A 16,022-nucleotide genomic window follows, 5' to 3' on the forward strand; every position below is an offset into this window, starting at 1 on the left:
GTACAACGCACCCCGGCCCCACACCCCCCCTCCACACCCCTCCCCGTCGTCCAGACCCTCTTCCGCAAGAAGCCCAAGCCCGCGCCCGAAACCACACCCCCCTCAGCCACGGGCGCCCTCGCAGCGGCCGCCGCAGCCACGGTCGCCACCACCCTCACCAACCGAACCGCGCCACAGCCCACCGACCGCTCCGGCCCCCCACCCCCCTACACACCCCGGGCCGACCCACCACCCCCGCCACCGCCCCCGCCCGCCTACACGGAAGTCCCCACCGGCTCCTTCGACCCCCGTGAGCTGACCGACTTCCAGCTGGACGAACTCGTGCACCGCATCATCGGCCGCATCACCCGCCTGATCCGCACGGAACTGCGCCTGGACCGCGAACGCATCGGCCGGCTCCGCGACCCCCGCCACTGACCGGCCCCGCCCGCCCCGGAACGCACGACAAGGAACGACAGAAAGGCCCACCCGCGATGTCCCGCCAGGATCCGGGCTCCACCATCTGGTTCACCCTCAGCATCGACGGCGAGAGCCTCGGCTACTTCAACGGATGCGAAGGGCTGTCCTCGCAGGTGGAGATCGAGCAGCGCCAGGAAGGCGGCAACAACGGCTTCGTCTGGCAGCTGCCGACCCGCGTGTCGTTCTCGACGATCCGGCTGACCCGGCCGCTCACCCCGGACACCACCAAGGTCGCCAAGTGGATCTCGTCGCTGCAGACGGGCATCAAGCGGCCCACCGCCCAGATCGCGGCGCTGCGCGCCGACGGGTCGGAGGTCGCGCGGTGGGGCCTCATCGACGTGCTGCCGGTGAGCTGGACCGGCCCCACCCTCGACCCGGCCAACCCGGCCGTGGCGACCGAGGTGCTGGAGATCACCCACCACGGGTTCACGGACTGAGCGAGGGGAGGACGGGACACCATGGCCAAGGGCAGCAAGAGGGGCGCGGGCAAGAGCCTCATCCGCGCCACGCTCGCCATTCACGAACCGCCTAAGGGCAAGAGCAGGACACCCGGCGGGATCATCAAGACGTTCGACTTCGACTTCAATCCGGCGCAGCTGTCGCTGAGCCGCCGCGCCCAGTGGAAGGCGACCCCGGCGCAGACCGAACGGGTCGGCCCGCTGCCGGAGTTCATGGGGGCGGAGCCGCGCGAGATGGCCGTCGAGATCTTCCTCGACTCCTCCGACGAGCCGACCAGCAACTCCGTGATGAAGAAGGTCGACTCGCTGCTCGCCTGCTGCGAGGTGACGACGAAGAGCATCGCCGCCAAGCAGCCGTCGCCGCCGTGGGTCGTCTTCCAGTGGGGGTCGTTCTCGACAGCCCGGTTCACGGCGTACGTCAGCTCCGTGTCGGCCGACTACACGCTGTTCTCGACGACGGGCGTGCCCATCCGCGCCACCTGCCGGGTGCAGCTGCACGAGATCCCGATGAAGACCAAGGGGCAGAACCCGACCTCGGGCGCGCTCACCGCGCAGCGCGTGCACCGGGTTGTGGCGGGTGACTCGCTCCAGTCGCTGGCCTGGCGGGAGTACGGCAACGCGGCCGCCTGGCGTTCCATCGCCGAGGCCAACGGCATCGACGACCCGACGCGGCTGCCGACCGGCGTCGAACTCGTGCTGCCGGCCACCGAGGAGGTGCGTTCCTGATGGTGCAGTCCTCGTTCGTCAGCGTCGTCGACGTGAAGATCGGTGGCGCCCCGCTGCCGCCCGAGTTCGTCCCGGACCTGGTGGAGAGCTACGTCGACCAGGGGGTCGGCGTCCCGGCCGCGTTCCGGCTGACGTTCCGCGACCCGTACCGGCTGCTGCTGGGCAAGCTGGGCATCACCTTCGGCACCGAGGTGGTGTTCGCGCCGGTGGCCGACGGCGAGGGCGCCGCCGATCCGCTGCTGACCGGCGAAGTCACCGGTCTGGAGGCCGACTACGACGGCACCGGCAGCTACACCGTCGTCCGCGGCTACGACTACGGGCACCGCCTGCTGCGCCAGCGCCGGGTGGCGGCGTACCGCAACCAGAGCGCCTCGGACATCGCCCGCAAGCTCGCCGGCAAGGACGGTGTGCCGATCGGGCGGATCGAGTCGACGAAGACGGTGTACGAGTTCATCAGCCAGTCCAACGTCACCGACTGGGACTTCCTCGCGCGGCTCGCCGACGAGAACGAGATGGTCATGTCGGTGGACGCGGACGGCAAGTTCCAGTTCGTGCGGCCCAAGTCGGCCTCCGGCGCGCCCTCCCCGAACACCGACGGGGACAAGAGCCCCTTCGTCCTCCAGGGCGGGCACGACATCCTGCGCCTGCGGGCCGCCGTGACCGCCGCCGACCAGGTGGCCAAGGTCGAGTCGCGCGGGTGGGACGTGACCACCAAGAAGAAGCTGACCGCCACCGCGCCCGCGACCGGCAATCCCGGCATCACCATCGGCACCACCCCGGGCGCGGCGGCGGGGAAGTTCAAGGCCGCGACGCTCGTGGAGACGGGCACGCCCTACGACAAGCAGAGCGAGGTGAAGTTCGCCGCCGACGCCCTCGCCGACGACGTCACCGGCTCGTTCGCCGAGCTGGAGGTCGTCGCGCGCGGAAACCCCAAGCTGCGCCCGGGAGTTCCGGTCGCGCTGGCGGACGTGGGTGTGCCCTTCGAGGGCAAGTACACCGTCACCTCGGTGCGGCACGACTTCGGCGACGGCAGGCACTACGAGGCGTGGGTGACGGTCAGCGGACGGCAGTGGCGCTCACTGTTCGGGCTGGCCTCGGGCGGAACGCCCGCCGCGCCCCGGCTGCCCGGCGTGGCCAACGCGCTGGTCACCGACGTGAACGACCCGCTCAAGCAGGGGCGGGTGCGGCTGCAGTTCCCGTGGCTGGACGACACGTACGTCAGCGACTGGACGCGGACCGTGCAACTGGGCGGTCTGGGCGGCGGCGGGGTGTTCCCGATGGACGTCAACGACGAGGTGCTGGTCGCGTTCGACCGGGGCGCCCTGGACCATCCGTTCGTGATCGGCGGGCTGTACAACGGGCGGGACAAGCCCACCACGGTCGGTGACGTGCCGCTGCACGACACCGTCCGCAAGAAGGCGAGCCGGCACACCGTCTCCGACCGGGACGGCAACCGGATGGACCTGCTCAGCCAGAAGACGGGCCTGCGCAAGCAGGGCGTCCGGCTCGTCTCCGGTGACAAGCAGCTGACCATCAACCTGGACCGGACGAAGACCGAGATCACCGTGGACAGCAAGGGCTCGGTGACGATCAAGGGCAGCCGCTCGGTGTCGGTCGAGGCGGGCGGCGATCTCTCGCTGAGCGCCCGGCGCAGTCTCAGCATCAAGAGCGGCGGGCCTCTCACCATCCAGGGCGGCGGTCTGGTGAATGTGCGGGCCGCCGGGGCGATCAGCGTGAACGCGCTCGGCGCTCTGAACCTGGACGCGAAGGGCATCGCGAACCTCACCGGCGGCGGCACCGTGCAGATCAACTCCCTCGTCAACACGACGATCAAGGCCCCGACCACGCTCATCGGATCGAAGGTGTTCGGCGTCACCACCATCCCCGTCCCGATGCCGATCCCATGACGGTGACGGTGGCTGTGACTGTGCCTGTGACTCTGACCAGGAAAGACAGGGTGTGCTTCTGATGGCCGAGCAGTTCGTCGGCTCCGGCTGGTCGTTCCCGCTGCGCATCGGGCCGACCGGCGGGATCGCCCTGGTCAGCGGCGAGAGGGAGGTCGAGGAGGCGATCCGGCTGGTGCTGTCCACCGCGCCGGGCGAGCGGCCGATGCGGCCGGACTTCGGCTGCGCGATCCACGACCTGGTGTTCGCACCGGTCAACGAGCAGACCGCGGGCCGCATCCAGCACGAGGTGTACGTCAGCCTCGACCGCTGGGAGCCGCGCATCGAGGTCGACGACGTCGAGGTCACCGCCGGCGGGGACCAGAGCGTCCTCTACATCGACGTCCGCTACTCGATCCGCGGCACCAACAACCCGCGCAGCCTGGTCTTCCCGTTCTACGTCATTCCGTCCCACGAGGAGCCCGACGCCCCCGGCGCGGGCACCGCCCCCGAAAGCGACCGCTGATGGCCCTGCCCTCCCCCAACCTCGACGACCGGCGCTTCCAGCAGTTCGTCGACGACGCCAAGCGCTACATTCAGCAGCGCGCCCCGGAGTGGACCGATCACAACGTCTCGGACCCCGGCGTCACCCTCGTCGAGACGGTGGCCCACATGGCCGACCAGATCGTCTACCGCCTGAACCGGGTGCCGGAGAAGAACCATCTGGCGTTCCTGGACCTGGTCGGGATCACCCTGTTCCCGCCGTCCGCGGCCCGCACGGACATGACGTTCTGGCTGTCGGCGCCGCAGGAGGAGCCGGTGCGGGTGCCGGTCGGCACGGAGGTCGCGACGCTGCGCACCGAGAGCGAGGAGGCGGTCGTCTTCGCCACCGAGCGCGAACTGACGGTCGTGCCCTGCGCGTTGCGCCATCTGTTGGTGCAGCACCGGGGCGAGCCGGTGGTCGACCGGACGCACGACCTCGCCGAGGAGGGCAAGGACCTGCTGTGCTTCGCCGAGTCGCCCGGGCCCGGTGACGCCATGCTGCTCGGCCTGACGGCGGCGGTGCCGCACTGCGCGGTCGCCCTGGACCTGGACAGCCGGGTGGACGGCGTCGGCGTGGACCCGCGCCAGCCGCCGCTGGTGTGGGAGGCGTGGACCGCGGACGGCTGGCAGCCCTGCGAGGTGGACCGGGACGGCACCGGCGGCCTCAACCGGCCCGGCGAAGTCGTCCTGCACGTCCCCGGCGGGCACGTGCTGTCCCGCAACGCCGGGCAGGAGGCGGGCTGGCTGCGCTGCCGCGTCACCGACCCCCTGCCCGACCAGCCCTTCTACACGACCTCGCCCACCGTGCGGGCCGCCGAGGCGTTCACGATCGGCGGCACCACCGGCGCCGTGCACGCGGAGACGGTGTACGACGAGGCGCTCGGCGAGTCCACCGGGCTGCCGGGGCAGCGGCTGCGGCTGGCGCACGCGCCGGTGGTCGGCGACGATCCGCCGGTGCTGCTGCAGACCGCCGAGCACGACGGCTGGACGGACTGGCGGGTCGTCCCCACCTTCGCGTCCTCCGGGCCGCGGGACCGGCACATCACCCTCGACGCCACGACCGGCGAGATCGCCTTCGGCCCGGCCGTGCGCGAACCCGACGGCTCCCTGCGACAGTACGGGACGGTCGCTCCCAAGGGCGCCCCCGTGCGGGCCCGCCGCTACCGCACGGGCGGTGGCCGCGCGGGCAACGTGGCGCGCGGCGCGGTGCGGATCCTGCGCACCTCCATCCCGTACGTCTCCGAGGTCGTCAACCGCGAGGCCGCGCGCGGCGGTGTGGACGGGGAGACGGTGCAGGAGGCGAAGGTCCGGGCGCCGATCACGCTGCGCGCCCAGGAGCGGGCCGTGACCCTGCGCGACTACGAGGAACTGGCCCGCCGCGCCGCCCCGGAGACGGCACGCATCACCTGCCTGGAGGGCAAGGAGGGCGAGCACGGGGCCTACGCGGTCCGGGTCCTGGTGGTGCCGCAGGCCGTGCCCGACCCGGGCGGCCGGCTGCGCTTCGAGCAACTGGTGCCCGGTGACGCCCTGTTGGACCGCATCACCCGGCACCTGGACGAACGGCGCCTGATCGGAACCCGGTTGGCGGTGGGCCCGCCGTACTACCAGGGCGTCACGGTCGTGGCCACGGTGCACGCCTTCCGCGGCGTCGACACCGACCGGGTGCGCCGGCAGGCGCACGACGCCCTGTACCGGCACCTCGATCCGCTGACGGGCGGTGCGGACGGCACGGGCTGGCCGTTCGGGCGGCCCGTCCAGGCCGGGGAGGTGTTCGCGGTGCTGCAGCGCGTACCGGGGGTCGAACTGGTCGACGAGGTGATCCTGCACCCCGCCGACCCGCTCACCGGCAAACGCGGCGAGCCCACGGACCGGATCGACCTGTCGGCGCCGTCGCTGGTGTTCTCCTTCGACCACCGCGTCCGGGTGATCGGGGACGGGTCGTGAAGGGCCGGTTCGCGACGGGGCGCAGCGTATGAGGGGCTCCATCGACGGCCTCGGATCCTCCGCGCCGATCGGCGGGATGCTGCCGGCCGTGTTCGCCGACGACGACCTGGCCCAGCGGTTCGTGGGCGGGCTCGACGACGTGGTCGCGCCGATCCTGAGCGTGCTGGACTGTCTCGACACCTACTTCCGCCCGTCCCTCGCTCCGCTCGACTTCACCCAGTGGCTGGGCGGTTGGGTCGGTGCGGAGACCGAGGGCGACGAACCCGAGCCGCTGCTGCGGGCCGCCGTGGCCGCCGCCGCGTACCTGCACCGCATCCGCGGCACCCGGAGCGGCCTGTCCGAGGCGGTCCGGCTGGCGTTCGGCGTGGAGCCCGAGATCACGGAGAGCGGCGGCGCGTCGTGGAACGCCCGCCCGCTGGGCCCCTTCCCCGGCGACCCGCGCCCCCACCTCCACGTCCACCTGCGTCTGCCCGCACCCACCACCGCGGACCGGCACCGCCTGGACACCCTCGTGTCCGCCGCCCGGCCCGCCCACATGCCCTACACCGTCCAGGTGACCGCCACCCCCGAGAGGACCCCGCATCCATGACGACCCCCCAGAACTGCGCCGACTGCGGGACCCGCGCGCAACCGGGCCAGTCGTTCTGCGACGCGTGCGGGTCGGTACTGAGCTGGACGGACGGCGCCGCCCGCACCGCCGGGAACACCGGCCCCGACGGCGCCGCCCGCGGCTCCGGATCCGCCCGTGCTGCCGATGCGGCCGGTGGCTCGTCAGGCGAGGCAGGCACCACGCCGCCCCCGACCCCCGCACCCGCCACACCTGCAACCGCATCCGCCGCACCCGCGTCCGCCGACGCCCACCCCGGCTGGGACGCCTTCTCCCGCCGGGACGGAGGTACGGGCCTTCCCCTCACTTCCCGGGACCGCACAGGCCCGGGCGCCACAGCGCACACCACGGCGAGCCGCACCACCGCTCCATCCGTTTCCGGCACCACGGAGGAAGCCACCGCCCGAGCCGCACGGGACCCGGAACCCGGCACCGCCTCCGCGCAGCCCGCGGACCACCACCCCGGGACACCCGCCGACGAAACGGCCCACCCTTACTCCGCCTCCCACCCGGCCCCGGACGACACCGCCCCCACTCAGCCCGTCCCACCGGCCACCCCCGCCCCGGACCCCTCCACCACCCAGGGCATCAACACCCGGGCCCGCAGGCTCCTCGTCCCGGTCTCCGACGCCGAACCCCGCACCGCCGCAGAACCCTCCGTCGCCCCCGTCCTGCCCGGCCGCCCCGCCCCCCAGCGCCCCGAGGCCGTCCGGGCCCCCGGCGAGGAGCACGGGATCGACGGCGGCACCGCGTGCCCCTGGTGTGCCACGCGCAACCGCCCGGAGCGGCACTTCTGCGCCCGGTGCGCGATGCCCATGGCCGGTGACGGACCCGCCCCGGTCCAGCTCCCCTGGTGGCGGCGGCTCGGCCCGTTCGGCAGCCGGGAGACGCCCTGGGCGGGCGACCGTCCCCGGCTGCGCCGCACCTTCGACCGTGTCCTGTCCTGGCTGGGCATCGCGATCGTGCTGGCCCTGCTGATCGCGCTGGTGGTCAACATCCCGCAGGGCATCCAGGCCACCCGGGACCACTTCGCCAAGCGTGCCCCGGTCTCCCCGGACCGCTACAGCGCCTCGCGTTCCTACCCGGGCCACAAGCCCGACCTCGTGTTCGACAAGCTGAACGACACCTGGTGGGGCCCGGGCGTCTCCGAGTCGGCTCAGGGCCAGTACATAGAGGCCCGCTTCGACGAGCCCACCCGGCTGCTGGACCTGATCATCACGCCGGGCACGTCCACGCGCGCCGACCAGCTCTCCAAGTCGGCACTGCCGCACCGCCTCACGGCCACCGTCACCGGCAAGGACGGCCGGACCACCACCCGCAGCCTGACCCTCGACCAGGGAGCGGGCCCGCAGCGGCGGGCCTTCCGCGTCGGCGAGGTGACCGCCGTCCGCTTCACCATCGACTCCGCCTATGGCACCTCGGCGAAGAAGCAGGTCGCCATCGCGGAGATCGAGTTCTTCGGCCCGTCCAGCGCGAACAACACCTGAGCACACGGCGGCCCCGGACGGATCCTGCCGTCCGGGGCCGCTCGCTCGTGTCCGGCGCGCTTAGGCGTCCAGCGACGTCATCACGTGCTTGATCCGCGTGTAGTCGTCGAAGCCGTAGCCCGAGAGGTCCTTGCCGTAGCCGGACTTCTTGAAGCCGCCGTGCGGCATCTCGGCGACCAGCGGGATGTGGGTGTTGATCCACACGCAGCCGAAGTCGAGCTTCTTGGACATCCGCATGGCGCGGCCGTGGTCCTTGGTCCACACGGAGGAGGCCAGCGCGTACTCGACGCCGTTGGCCCACTCGACGGCCTGCTCCTCGTCGGAGAAGGACTGCACGGTGATGACCGGGCCGAAGACCTCGTTCTGGATGATCTCGTCGGTCTGCTTCAGGCCCGAGACGACGGTCGGCGCGTAGAAGTAGCCCTTGTCGCCGACCCGCTTGCCGCCGGCCTCCACGCGCGCGTGCGCGGGCAGCCGGTCGATGAAGCCCTCGACCTGCTTGAGCTGGTTGGGGTTGTTGAGCGGGCCGAACAGCACGTCCTCGTCGTCCGGCTGCCCGGTCTTCGTCTCGGAGGCGGCCTTGGCCAGCGCGGAGACGAACTCGTCGTGGATGGACTCGTGGACGAGCACGCGGGTGGCGGCGGTGCAGTCCTGGCCGGCGTTGAAGTAGCCGGCGACCGAGATGTCCTCGACGGCCTTGGCGATGTCGGTGTCCTCGAAGACCACGACCGGGGCCTTGCCGCCCAGCTCCAGGTGGACGCGCTTGACGTCCTTGGCGGCGGACTCGGCGACCTGGATGCCGGCGCGCACGGAACCGGTGATGGAGGCCATCGCCGGGGTGTCGTGCTCGACCATCAGGCGGCCGGTGTCGCGGTCGCCGCAGATGACGTTGAAGACGCCCTTGGGGACGATCGAGCCGATGATCTCCGCCATGAGGACCGTCGAGGCCGGAGTCGTGTCCGACGGCTTCAGGACGACGGTGTTGCCCGCCGCGATCGCCGGGGCGAACTTCCACACGGCCATCATCATCGGGTAGTTCCACGGCGCGACCTGCGCGCAGACGCCGACCGGCTCCCGGCGCACGATGGAGGTCAGGCCCTCCATGTACTCACCGGCCGAGCGGCCCTCCAGCATCCGCGCCGCGCCCGCGAAGAAGCGGATCTGGTCGACCATCGGCGGGATCTCCTCGGAGCGGGTCAGCCCGGTCGGCTTGCCCGTGTTCTCCACCTCGGCCGCGATCAGCTCCTCGGCGCGCTCCTCGAAGGCGTCCGCGATCTTCAGCAGGGCCTTCTGCCGCTCGGCGGGCGTGGTGTCGCGCCAGCCGGGAAAGGCCTCGGCGGCCGCCGCCATCGCGGCGTCCACGTCCGCCTGCCCGGACAGCGGAGCGGTCGCGTACGCCTCACCCGTCGCGGGATTGACCACCTCGGTGGTCCGTCCGTCGGCGGCGTCCCGGAACTCACCGCCGATGTAGTTGCGCAGACGACGAAGCTCGGTGCTCACTGCCGGCCCTCCAGTTCGGATGTCCAGTACTTGAGACACCCACCCTAGTCGGCCGACCCACGTTTTCAACACCCCTACTCCCTTCGATCGTGCGGAATCCGCAGGAGTAGGGGACTCAAACAACGGATTTCATCGATCCAGGCTTGCGGAAGTGTCGAGACCTCGTGCACAGTGACCTCGTGGCCAGTCGAAGCGCAGAACAGAAGGGCTCGCGGGAGTCCCGCGAGCCCTCCCGCGAGTCCAGGAACGGCAGCTCGCCGCAGCTGGACGCCGTCTCCCTCGCCATCATCGAGCAGCTCCAGGAGGACGGCCGCCGGCCGTACGCCGCCATCGGCAAGGCCGTGGGCCTGTCGGAGGCGGCCGTGCGCCAGCGCGTCCAGAAGCTGCTCGACCAGGGCGTGATGCAGATCGTCGCCGTCACGGACCCGCTCACCGTGGGCTTCCGCAGACAGGCGATGGTCGGCGTCAACGTCGAGGGCGACGTGGAGTCGGTCGCGGACGCGCTGTCGGCCATGTCCGAATGCGAGTACGTGGTGATGACCGCAGGCTCCTTCGACCTGATGGTGGAGATCGTCTGCGAGGACGACGACCACCTTCTGGACGTCATCAACAAACGCATACGGGCGGTGCCCGGAGTGCGCTCCACCGAGAGCTTCGTCTACCTCAAGCTCAAGAAGCAGACCTACATGTGGGGAACCCGATAATCGTGAGGACCCGATAGCCGTGAGCAAGGACCTCTCCCAGTCCGCGTACGACCACCTGTGGATGCACTTCACGCGCATGTCGTCGTACGAGAAGGCCCCCGTCCCCACCATCGTCCGGGGCGAGGGCACGTACATCTACGACGACAAGGGCAAGCGCTACCTGGACGGCCTCGCCGGCCTCTTCGTGGTGCAGGCCGGGCACGGCCGGGTCGAGCTCGCCGAGACCGCCTTCAAGCAGGCGCAGGAGCTCGCGTTCTTCCCGGTGTGGTCCTACGCCCACCCCAAGGCCGTCGAGCTGGCCGAGCGCCTCGCCGGGCACGCCCCGGGCGACCTGAACAAGGTCTTCTTCACCACCGGCGGCGGTGAGGCGGTGGAGACCGCCTGGAAGCTCGCCAAGCAGTACTTCAAGCTGACCGGCAAGCCCACCAAGCACAAGGTCATCTCCCGCGCGGTCGCCTACCACGGCACCCCGCAGGGCGCCCTGTCCATCACCGGTCTGCCGGCCCTGAAGGCCCCCTTCGAGCCGCTGGTGCCGGGCGCGCACAAGGTCCCGAACACCAACATCTACCGGGCCCCGATCCACGGCGACGACCCCGAGGCCTACGGCCGCTGGGCCGCCGACCAGATCGAGCAGCAGATCCTCTTCGAGGGCCCGGACACCGTCGCCGCGGTCTTCCTGGAGCCGGTGCAGAACGCCGGCGGCTGCTTCCCGCCCCCGCCCGGCTACTTCCAGCGGGTCCGCGAGATCTGCGACCAGTACGACGTGCTGCTCGTCTCGGACGAGGTCATCTGCGCCTTCGGCCGTCTGGGCACGTACTTCGCCTGCGACAAGTTCGACTACGTGCCGGACATGATCACCTGCGCCAAGGGCATGACCTCGGGCTACTCCCCGATCGGCGCGTGCATCATCTCCGACCGCCTGGCCGAGCCGTTCTACAAGGGCGACAACACCTTCCTGCACGGCTACACCTTCGGCGGCCACCCGGTCTCCGCGGCCGTGGGCCTGGCCAACCTCGACCTGTTCGAGCGCGAGAACCTCAACCAGCACGTCCTGGACAACGAGGGCAACTTCCGCGCCACCCTGGAGAAGCTCCACGACCTGCCGATCGTCGGCGACGTCCGCGGCAACGGCTTCTTCTACGGCATCGAGCTGGTGAAGGACAAGAACACCAAGGAGTCCTTCAACGACGAGGAGACCGAGCGCGTCCTGTACGGCTTCCTCTCCAAGGCGCTGTACGACAACGGCCTGTACTGCCGGGCCGACGACCGCGGCGATCCGGTCGTCCAGCTGGCCCCGCCGCTGATCTCCGACCAGTCGACGTTCGACGAGATCGAGCAGATCCTGCGCGCCACCCTCACGGAGGCGTGGACGAAGCTCTGACGCCCGTCGCTCCGATCGTCTGCCTGGATGATCAACACCGGCCCCGGTGCCGCCCGTCCGAGTGAGAAACGGCGGCCCGGGGCCGCGTGCTGTCCGGCGTCCCGCCGCCTTCTGCCTAGCGTGCCCAGTGACCGATCGGCCCTGCCTTCGTTCCCCCGCACGGGGGATGGCACGGGAACTACGGATCTGAACCGAGGTGTACGCGCATGGAGGCCCCGCCGGACAACGACGTGCTCTGGGCACGCGCCCTGCACTTCCAGCACGACGACGGCTCGCCCGCGCTCTGCGGCGTCTCGCTCGGCGTGCGCGAGGGCGAGATCCTCGCCCTGAGCGGCCCGCGCGGCAGCGGCAAGACGACCCTGCTGCGGTGCCTGTCCGGCCTGGTGCCCGTCCGGCGCGGCGAGGTCTGGTTCAACAGCATGCCCGTGCACACCATGGGCCCCCTCACCCGCGAGCGGTTGCGCCGCGACCGCTTCGGCTGGATCGACCCGGCCCCCTCCCTGGTCCCGGAGCTCAACGCCTGGGAGAACACCGCCCTGCCGCTGATGCTGCGCGGCACCAGCCGGCGACGCGCCAAGACCGCGGCACTGGAGTGGCTGGAGCGCCTGGACATCGGCGACATCGCCCGCAAACGGCCCCACCAGCTGGTGCAGGCCCAGCGGCAGCGGGTCTGCATCGCCCGCGCGCTGGCCCCCGCGCCCTCGGTGCTGTTCGCCGACGAGCCCACGGCGCCCCTGCACCGCGCCGACCGCACCCATGTGCTGCGCACCCTCACCACAGCGGCCCGCTCCCACCGCATCACCGTCGTCCTGGCCACCCACGACCCGGATACCGCGGCCCTCGCCGACCGCACGGTGTCGCTGCTGGACGGGCGGCGCGTGCAGACGGTGCACCTGCCGCCGGTCGCCGAGCCCCGCGAGCCGGAAGGCCGGGCCGCGTGCTCGCTCTCCGTCTGACCCGCGGCGCCCACCCCGCCGTCCAGCTGCGCCGCCTGTCGGTCGCGGCGGCCTCGGCGGGCACGGCCTTCCTGCTGCTCTGCGCCCTGGGCTACGCGCTGGGCCACCCCGGCTCCCCCGGCACCGCCCTGCTGCGGCTGGCCTGGTGTGCGGCCCCGCTGGCCGCCACGGTGTACTTCGCGGTCGCCGTGGCCCGTACCGACCCCGGCACCAAGCCCCGCGCGGGCCTCTCGGCGATCGGTCTCGGCCCGGTGCGCATGATGGCCGTCTCGGCGACGACGACGGCCCTGTCCTGCACGCTGGGCGCGATGCTGGCCCTGCTCGTCTTCCTGCACCTGCGGGGCGACCTGACGGGCATGCCCTTCGACGGCGTGGCCGCCGAGTCCCTCGCCGCGGACCGCCCCCTGCCGCTGCCGGGCGCCCTGACCCTGCTGGCGCTCGTGCCGGTCCTCGCGTCAGTGGCGGTGGCACTGGCCCTGCGTCCGCGCGAGGCGAGGGCCGCCGGGCCCCGGTCGGCCCGCTTGTACGGCCGCTTCGGCGCGTACCGGCGCACCAGCACCCGCGAGACCTTCGGGGCGTACGGCCGCTTCGGGCGGCAGATCATCCGGCCCGCGAACGGCCGCGGCGCCGAGCCCGCCGCGACGAGTGGTGCCGAGCCCGCCGCCAAGAGCGGCCCACCCGCGGCCCGGGCCGGCGGATCCGCACCGGCGGCGGTCACGGGGCCCGGTGGTGCCGTGAGCGCGGTCGCGGACCCGCCGGTTCAGCCGCCCGGCCCCATGCTCGACGGCCCGGCTCAGCCGGGCGCCCCGGAGACGGGCGCCGGGGACCCGACCGGGCTCCCCTCAGCCCCTCACCCGGCCTCGCCGGCAGCGGCGGGCGCGCACGGCCCGGGCCCCGGCGATCCCGGTCAGTGGCCCAGCCCGCGCGCGGCGGCGCCGGACGCGCCCGGCGCCATCAGCCCCGCCGGTTCCCTGGCCGGGCACCCGCGCCCGGACGATGCGGAGTCCGACGCCCCCGACGACGCCGCGACCCCCGACGCGGCCCTGCCGGACACCATCGCCGCCCCCACCGGTCTCCCCTGGGGGATCACCGTGCTGGCCGCGGGCCTCGCCGTGGAGAGCTACACGAGCCGTACCTCCCCCACGCCGCCCGACCTCTCCTTCTCCGGTGCCTCCCCGGGCGTGATGGCGGGCTGGGCGCTCGCCGCCGTCGGCCTGGCCCTGGCCGGTCCCGGCTTGACCCACCTGTGCGGACGGCTGCTGCAGGCGGCCCGCCCCGGTGCTCGGCGGCTGCTGGCCGGCCGCATCCTCATGGCGGAGTCCGTCCGCATCGGACGTCCCCTGGGCGTCGTCTGCGCGGTCCTGTCCGCCGCGTGGGCCATGGCGCTGCTGCACGCCCCGGACGGGCTCTCGCTCGGCCCGCTCACCACCCTCGGCGTGCTCCTCGTGACCGGCTGCACGACGGCGACGCTCCTCACGGCCGCCGTCGAGGCCCGGCAGGCCCGCGCCGGCACCACCGCCGCCCTGCTGCGCCTCGGCGCCCCCGCCACGATGCTGCGCAGCGCCGCCGCTCTGCGCGCCGTCGCGCTGCTCGCCCTGTTCGGTCCGCTCACCCTGACGGTCGCGGAACTGGCGGCGCTGCCCCTGGCGCGCTGAGCCCCGCGGCCCCGCTGGAAAACCGGGACGAGAAAAATCTCCGTACGGCGATGAGTTCCGGACCGGCCCCCGGTCTATCCCCGCGTAACGACACGGACTTGATGGGAGCGACCTCACATGTACCAGCAGATGATCTTCGTGAACCTGTGCACCGGCGACCTCGGCGCATCGAAGAAGTTCTTCACCGAGCTGGGCTTCACGATCAACGAGCAGTTCAGCGACGACACGACCGCCTCGGTGGTGATCAGCGAGACCATCGTGGTCATGGTGCACACCAAGGAGAAGTACCTCCAGTTCACCAAGAAGGAGGTCGCGGACTCGACGAAGACCAGCGAGGTGCTGATCGCGCTGAGCTCCGAGAGCCGCGAGAAGGTCGACGAACTGGTCGAGAAGGCGGTCGCGGCGGGCGGTTCCGTCTCGGGCGAGACCCAGGACCACGGCTTCATGTACGGCCGCGCCTTCGACGACGTGGACGGCCACACCTTCGAGGTCGTGTGGATGGACCCCGCGGCCGTCCAGGGCTGACGGCGTGCGGCCTAGCATGGGCGGGTGCAGACGATGCCCGCCCATGCGGCCCACCATGACGACCGTGAGATAGAGACCCTCGAGGAGTTCGACGCGACCGTCTCGGCGCGCGGCACCCTCGCCGGACACCGCGTCCAGGCCGTCGACCTGACGGACCGTACGCGCGAGCTCCTCAGCACGGACACCGAGGGCGCCGTCTTCCTCGGCTGCGCGATGCGCGAGGACGCGGACGCGAAGGTCCGGGCCGACGGCGCCCTGGTCTTCCCGCCGGTTCCGGGCCTGCCGTTCGACCCCTACCGCGGCCTGGTCTACTCCCCGGACGAACTGTTCGCGTCGCTGGCCGAGGGCTACGAGGCCACGCCCGACGCCCTCGCCTACGCCTGGTTCCAGCGCACCAAGGCCGACCGCGACATCTACGCGTCCATGCTGCGCTCGGTCCACGACGACTCCGTCTCTGACGCGCTCGACGAACTCCTGTCCGGCGCCCGGGTCGTGGGGGTCATGGGCGGCCACGCGATGGCCCGTGGCACCGAGGAGTACGCCGGCGCCGCCCGGCTCGGCCGGGAGCTGGCCCGCGCCGGCTTCACGATCGCCACCGGTGGCGGCCCGGGCGCCATGGAGGCGGCCAACCTCGGCGCGTACGCCGCCCCCTTCGACGACGAGATGCTCACCGAGTCGCTCGAACTCCTCAACAAGGCACCGCACTTCACCCCGTCGATCACCCAGTGGGCCTCGGCCGCCTTCGAGATACGCGCCCGCTGGCCCCAGGGCGGCCGCTCAGTGGGCATCCCGACCTGGTTCTACGGTCACGAGCCGCCGAACGCCTTCGCCTCCCACATCGCCAAGTACTTCGCCAACGCCACCCGCGAGGACGGCCTGCTGGCCCGGTCCAACGCGGGTGTGGTGTTCCTGCCGGGCGCCGCGGGGACGCTGCAGGAGATCTTCGACAACGCGACGCCCAACTACTACGAGTCGCGCGGCGAGCCGACGCCGATGGTGCTGGTGAACCGCGTGCACTGGACGGAGAAGCTGCCCGCGTGGCCGCTGCTTAGGTCACTGTCCGCGGGGCGCTCGATGGAGGCCCGGATCGCGTTGGTGGACCGGATCGAGGAGGCGCCGGAGGCCTTGAAACGTCTCGGCGGTTAATAAGAAGGCAAAGCAAGTGCTTGCAACCTGCATATGCGTTGACACTAC

Annotated in this window: 14 protein-coding genes and 1 pseudogene; 14 read left to right on the forward strand and 1 reads right to left on the reverse strand. The window is 72.0% G+C overall.

Annotated elements, in window-relative coordinates:
- The 8 genes and pseudogenes from IE153_RS37570 to IE153_RS37605 form a co-directional block, all read left to right on the forward strand.
- Positions 1-417 (forward strand): annotated as a pseudogene (locus IE153_RS37570) (hypothetical protein); the annotation flags it as partial.
- Positions 418-473: 56 nt separating this feature from the next.
- Positions 474-896 (forward strand): phage tail protein, encoded by a 423-nt coding sequence (locus IE153_RS37575; RefSeq protein ID WP_097221094.1) that lies wholly within the window; start codon positions 474-476, stop codon positions 894-896.
- 21 nt (positions 897-917) lie between these two features.
- Entirely contained in the window at positions 918-1,643 is a 726-nt protein-coding gene (locus tag IE153_RS37580; protein WP_189594182.1) for a CIS tube protein, read from the forward strand.
- Entirely contained in the window at positions 1,643-3,550 is a 1,908-nt protein-coding gene (locus IE153_RS37585; RefSeq protein WP_189594183.1) for a VgrG-related protein, read from the forward strand. The genes IE153_RS37580 and IE153_RS37585 overlap by 1 nt, the downstream gene beginning before the upstream one ends.
- Positions 3,551-3,611: 61 nt before the next feature.
- A complete protein-coding gene (locus tag IE153_RS37590; RefSeq protein ID WP_097223223.1) occupies positions 3,612-4,052 on the forward strand; it encodes a GPW/gp25 family protein in 441 nt (146 codons plus the stop codon).
- Positions 4,052-6,013, forward strand: a complete 1,962-nt coding sequence (locus IE153_RS37595; protein WP_189594184.1) for a putative baseplate assembly protein — start codon at positions 4,052-4,054, stop codon at positions 6,011-6,013. Before IE153_RS37590 ends, IE153_RS37595 begins: the two co-directional genes overlap by 1 nt.
- 28 nt (positions 6,014-6,041) lie before the next feature.
- The gene (locus IE153_RS37600; RefSeq protein ID WP_189594185.1) at positions 6,042-6,602 is read left to right on the forward strand and encodes a phage tail protein; all 561 of its coding nucleotides are present in this window, start codon (positions 6,042-6,044) and stop codon (positions 6,600-6,602) included.
- Positions 6,599-8,107: an NADase-type glycan-binding domain-containing protein gene (locus tag IE153_RS37605; protein ID WP_189594186.1), complete on the forward strand. Its 1,509-nt coding sequence runs from the start codon at positions 6,599-6,601 to the stop codon at positions 8,105-8,107. The genes IE153_RS37600 and IE153_RS37605 overlap by 4 nt, the downstream gene beginning before the upstream one ends.
- 60 nt (positions 8,108-8,167) lie before the next feature.
- On the opposite strand, the gene IE153_RS37610 is transcribed toward IE153_RS37605, so the two are convergent.
- Positions 8,168-9,607 carry a gamma-aminobutyraldehyde dehydrogenase gene (locus IE153_RS37610; RefSeq protein ID WP_097221086.1) on the reverse strand — a complete coding sequence of 480 codons (1,440 nt, stop codon included), beginning with the start codon at positions 9,605-9,607 and terminating at the stop codon, positions 8,168-8,170.
- Between the two features lie 164 nt (positions 9,608-9,771).
- On the opposite strand from IE153_RS37610, the gene IE153_RS37615 reads away from it, so the two are divergent.
- From IE153_RS37615 to IE153_RS37640, 6 genes are all read left to right on the forward strand, one after another.
- On the forward strand, positions 9,772-10,311 hold the full coding sequence (locus IE153_RS37615) for an Lrp/AsnC family transcriptional regulator (protein ID WP_097221084.1): 540 nt from the start codon (positions 9,772-9,774) through the stop codon (positions 10,309-10,311).
- A gap of 19 nt (positions 10,312-10,330) precedes the next feature.
- Positions 10,331-11,692, forward strand: coding sequence for an aspartate aminotransferase family protein (locus IE153_RS37620; protein WP_381028738.1), 1,362 nt, complete (start codon positions 10,331-10,333; stop codon positions 11,690-11,692).
- Between the two features lie 206 nt (positions 11,693-11,898).
- Complete coding sequence (locus IE153_RS37625; protein ID WP_189594187.1) at positions 11,899-12,648, forward strand: ABC transporter ATP-binding protein; 750 nt, start codon at positions 11,899-11,901, stop codon at positions 12,646-12,648.
- Entirely contained in the window at positions 12,630-14,303 is a 1,674-nt protein-coding gene (locus tag IE153_RS37630) for a hypothetical protein (protein WP_189594188.1), read from the forward strand. Before IE153_RS37625 ends, IE153_RS37630 begins: the two co-directional genes overlap by 19 nt.
- A 117-nt stretch (positions 14,304-14,420) precedes the next feature.
- Positions 14,421-14,828, forward strand: coding sequence for a VOC family protein (locus IE153_RS37635; protein ID WP_189594189.1), 408 nt, complete (start codon positions 14,421-14,423; stop codon positions 14,826-14,828).
- 24 nt (positions 14,829-14,852) lie between these two features.
- Positions 14,853-15,974 carry an LOG family protein gene (locus IE153_RS37640; RefSeq protein ID WP_189594190.1) on the forward strand — a complete coding sequence of 374 codons (1,122 nt, stop codon included), beginning with the start codon at positions 14,853-14,855 and terminating at the stop codon, positions 15,972-15,974.
- Positions 15,975-16,022 lie beyond the last annotated feature (48 nt).

The organism is Streptomyces massasporeus (assembly GCF_014648995.1).
Lineage (GTDB): Bacteria > Actinomycetota > Actinomycetes > Streptomycetales > Streptomycetaceae > Streptomyces > Streptomyces massasporeus.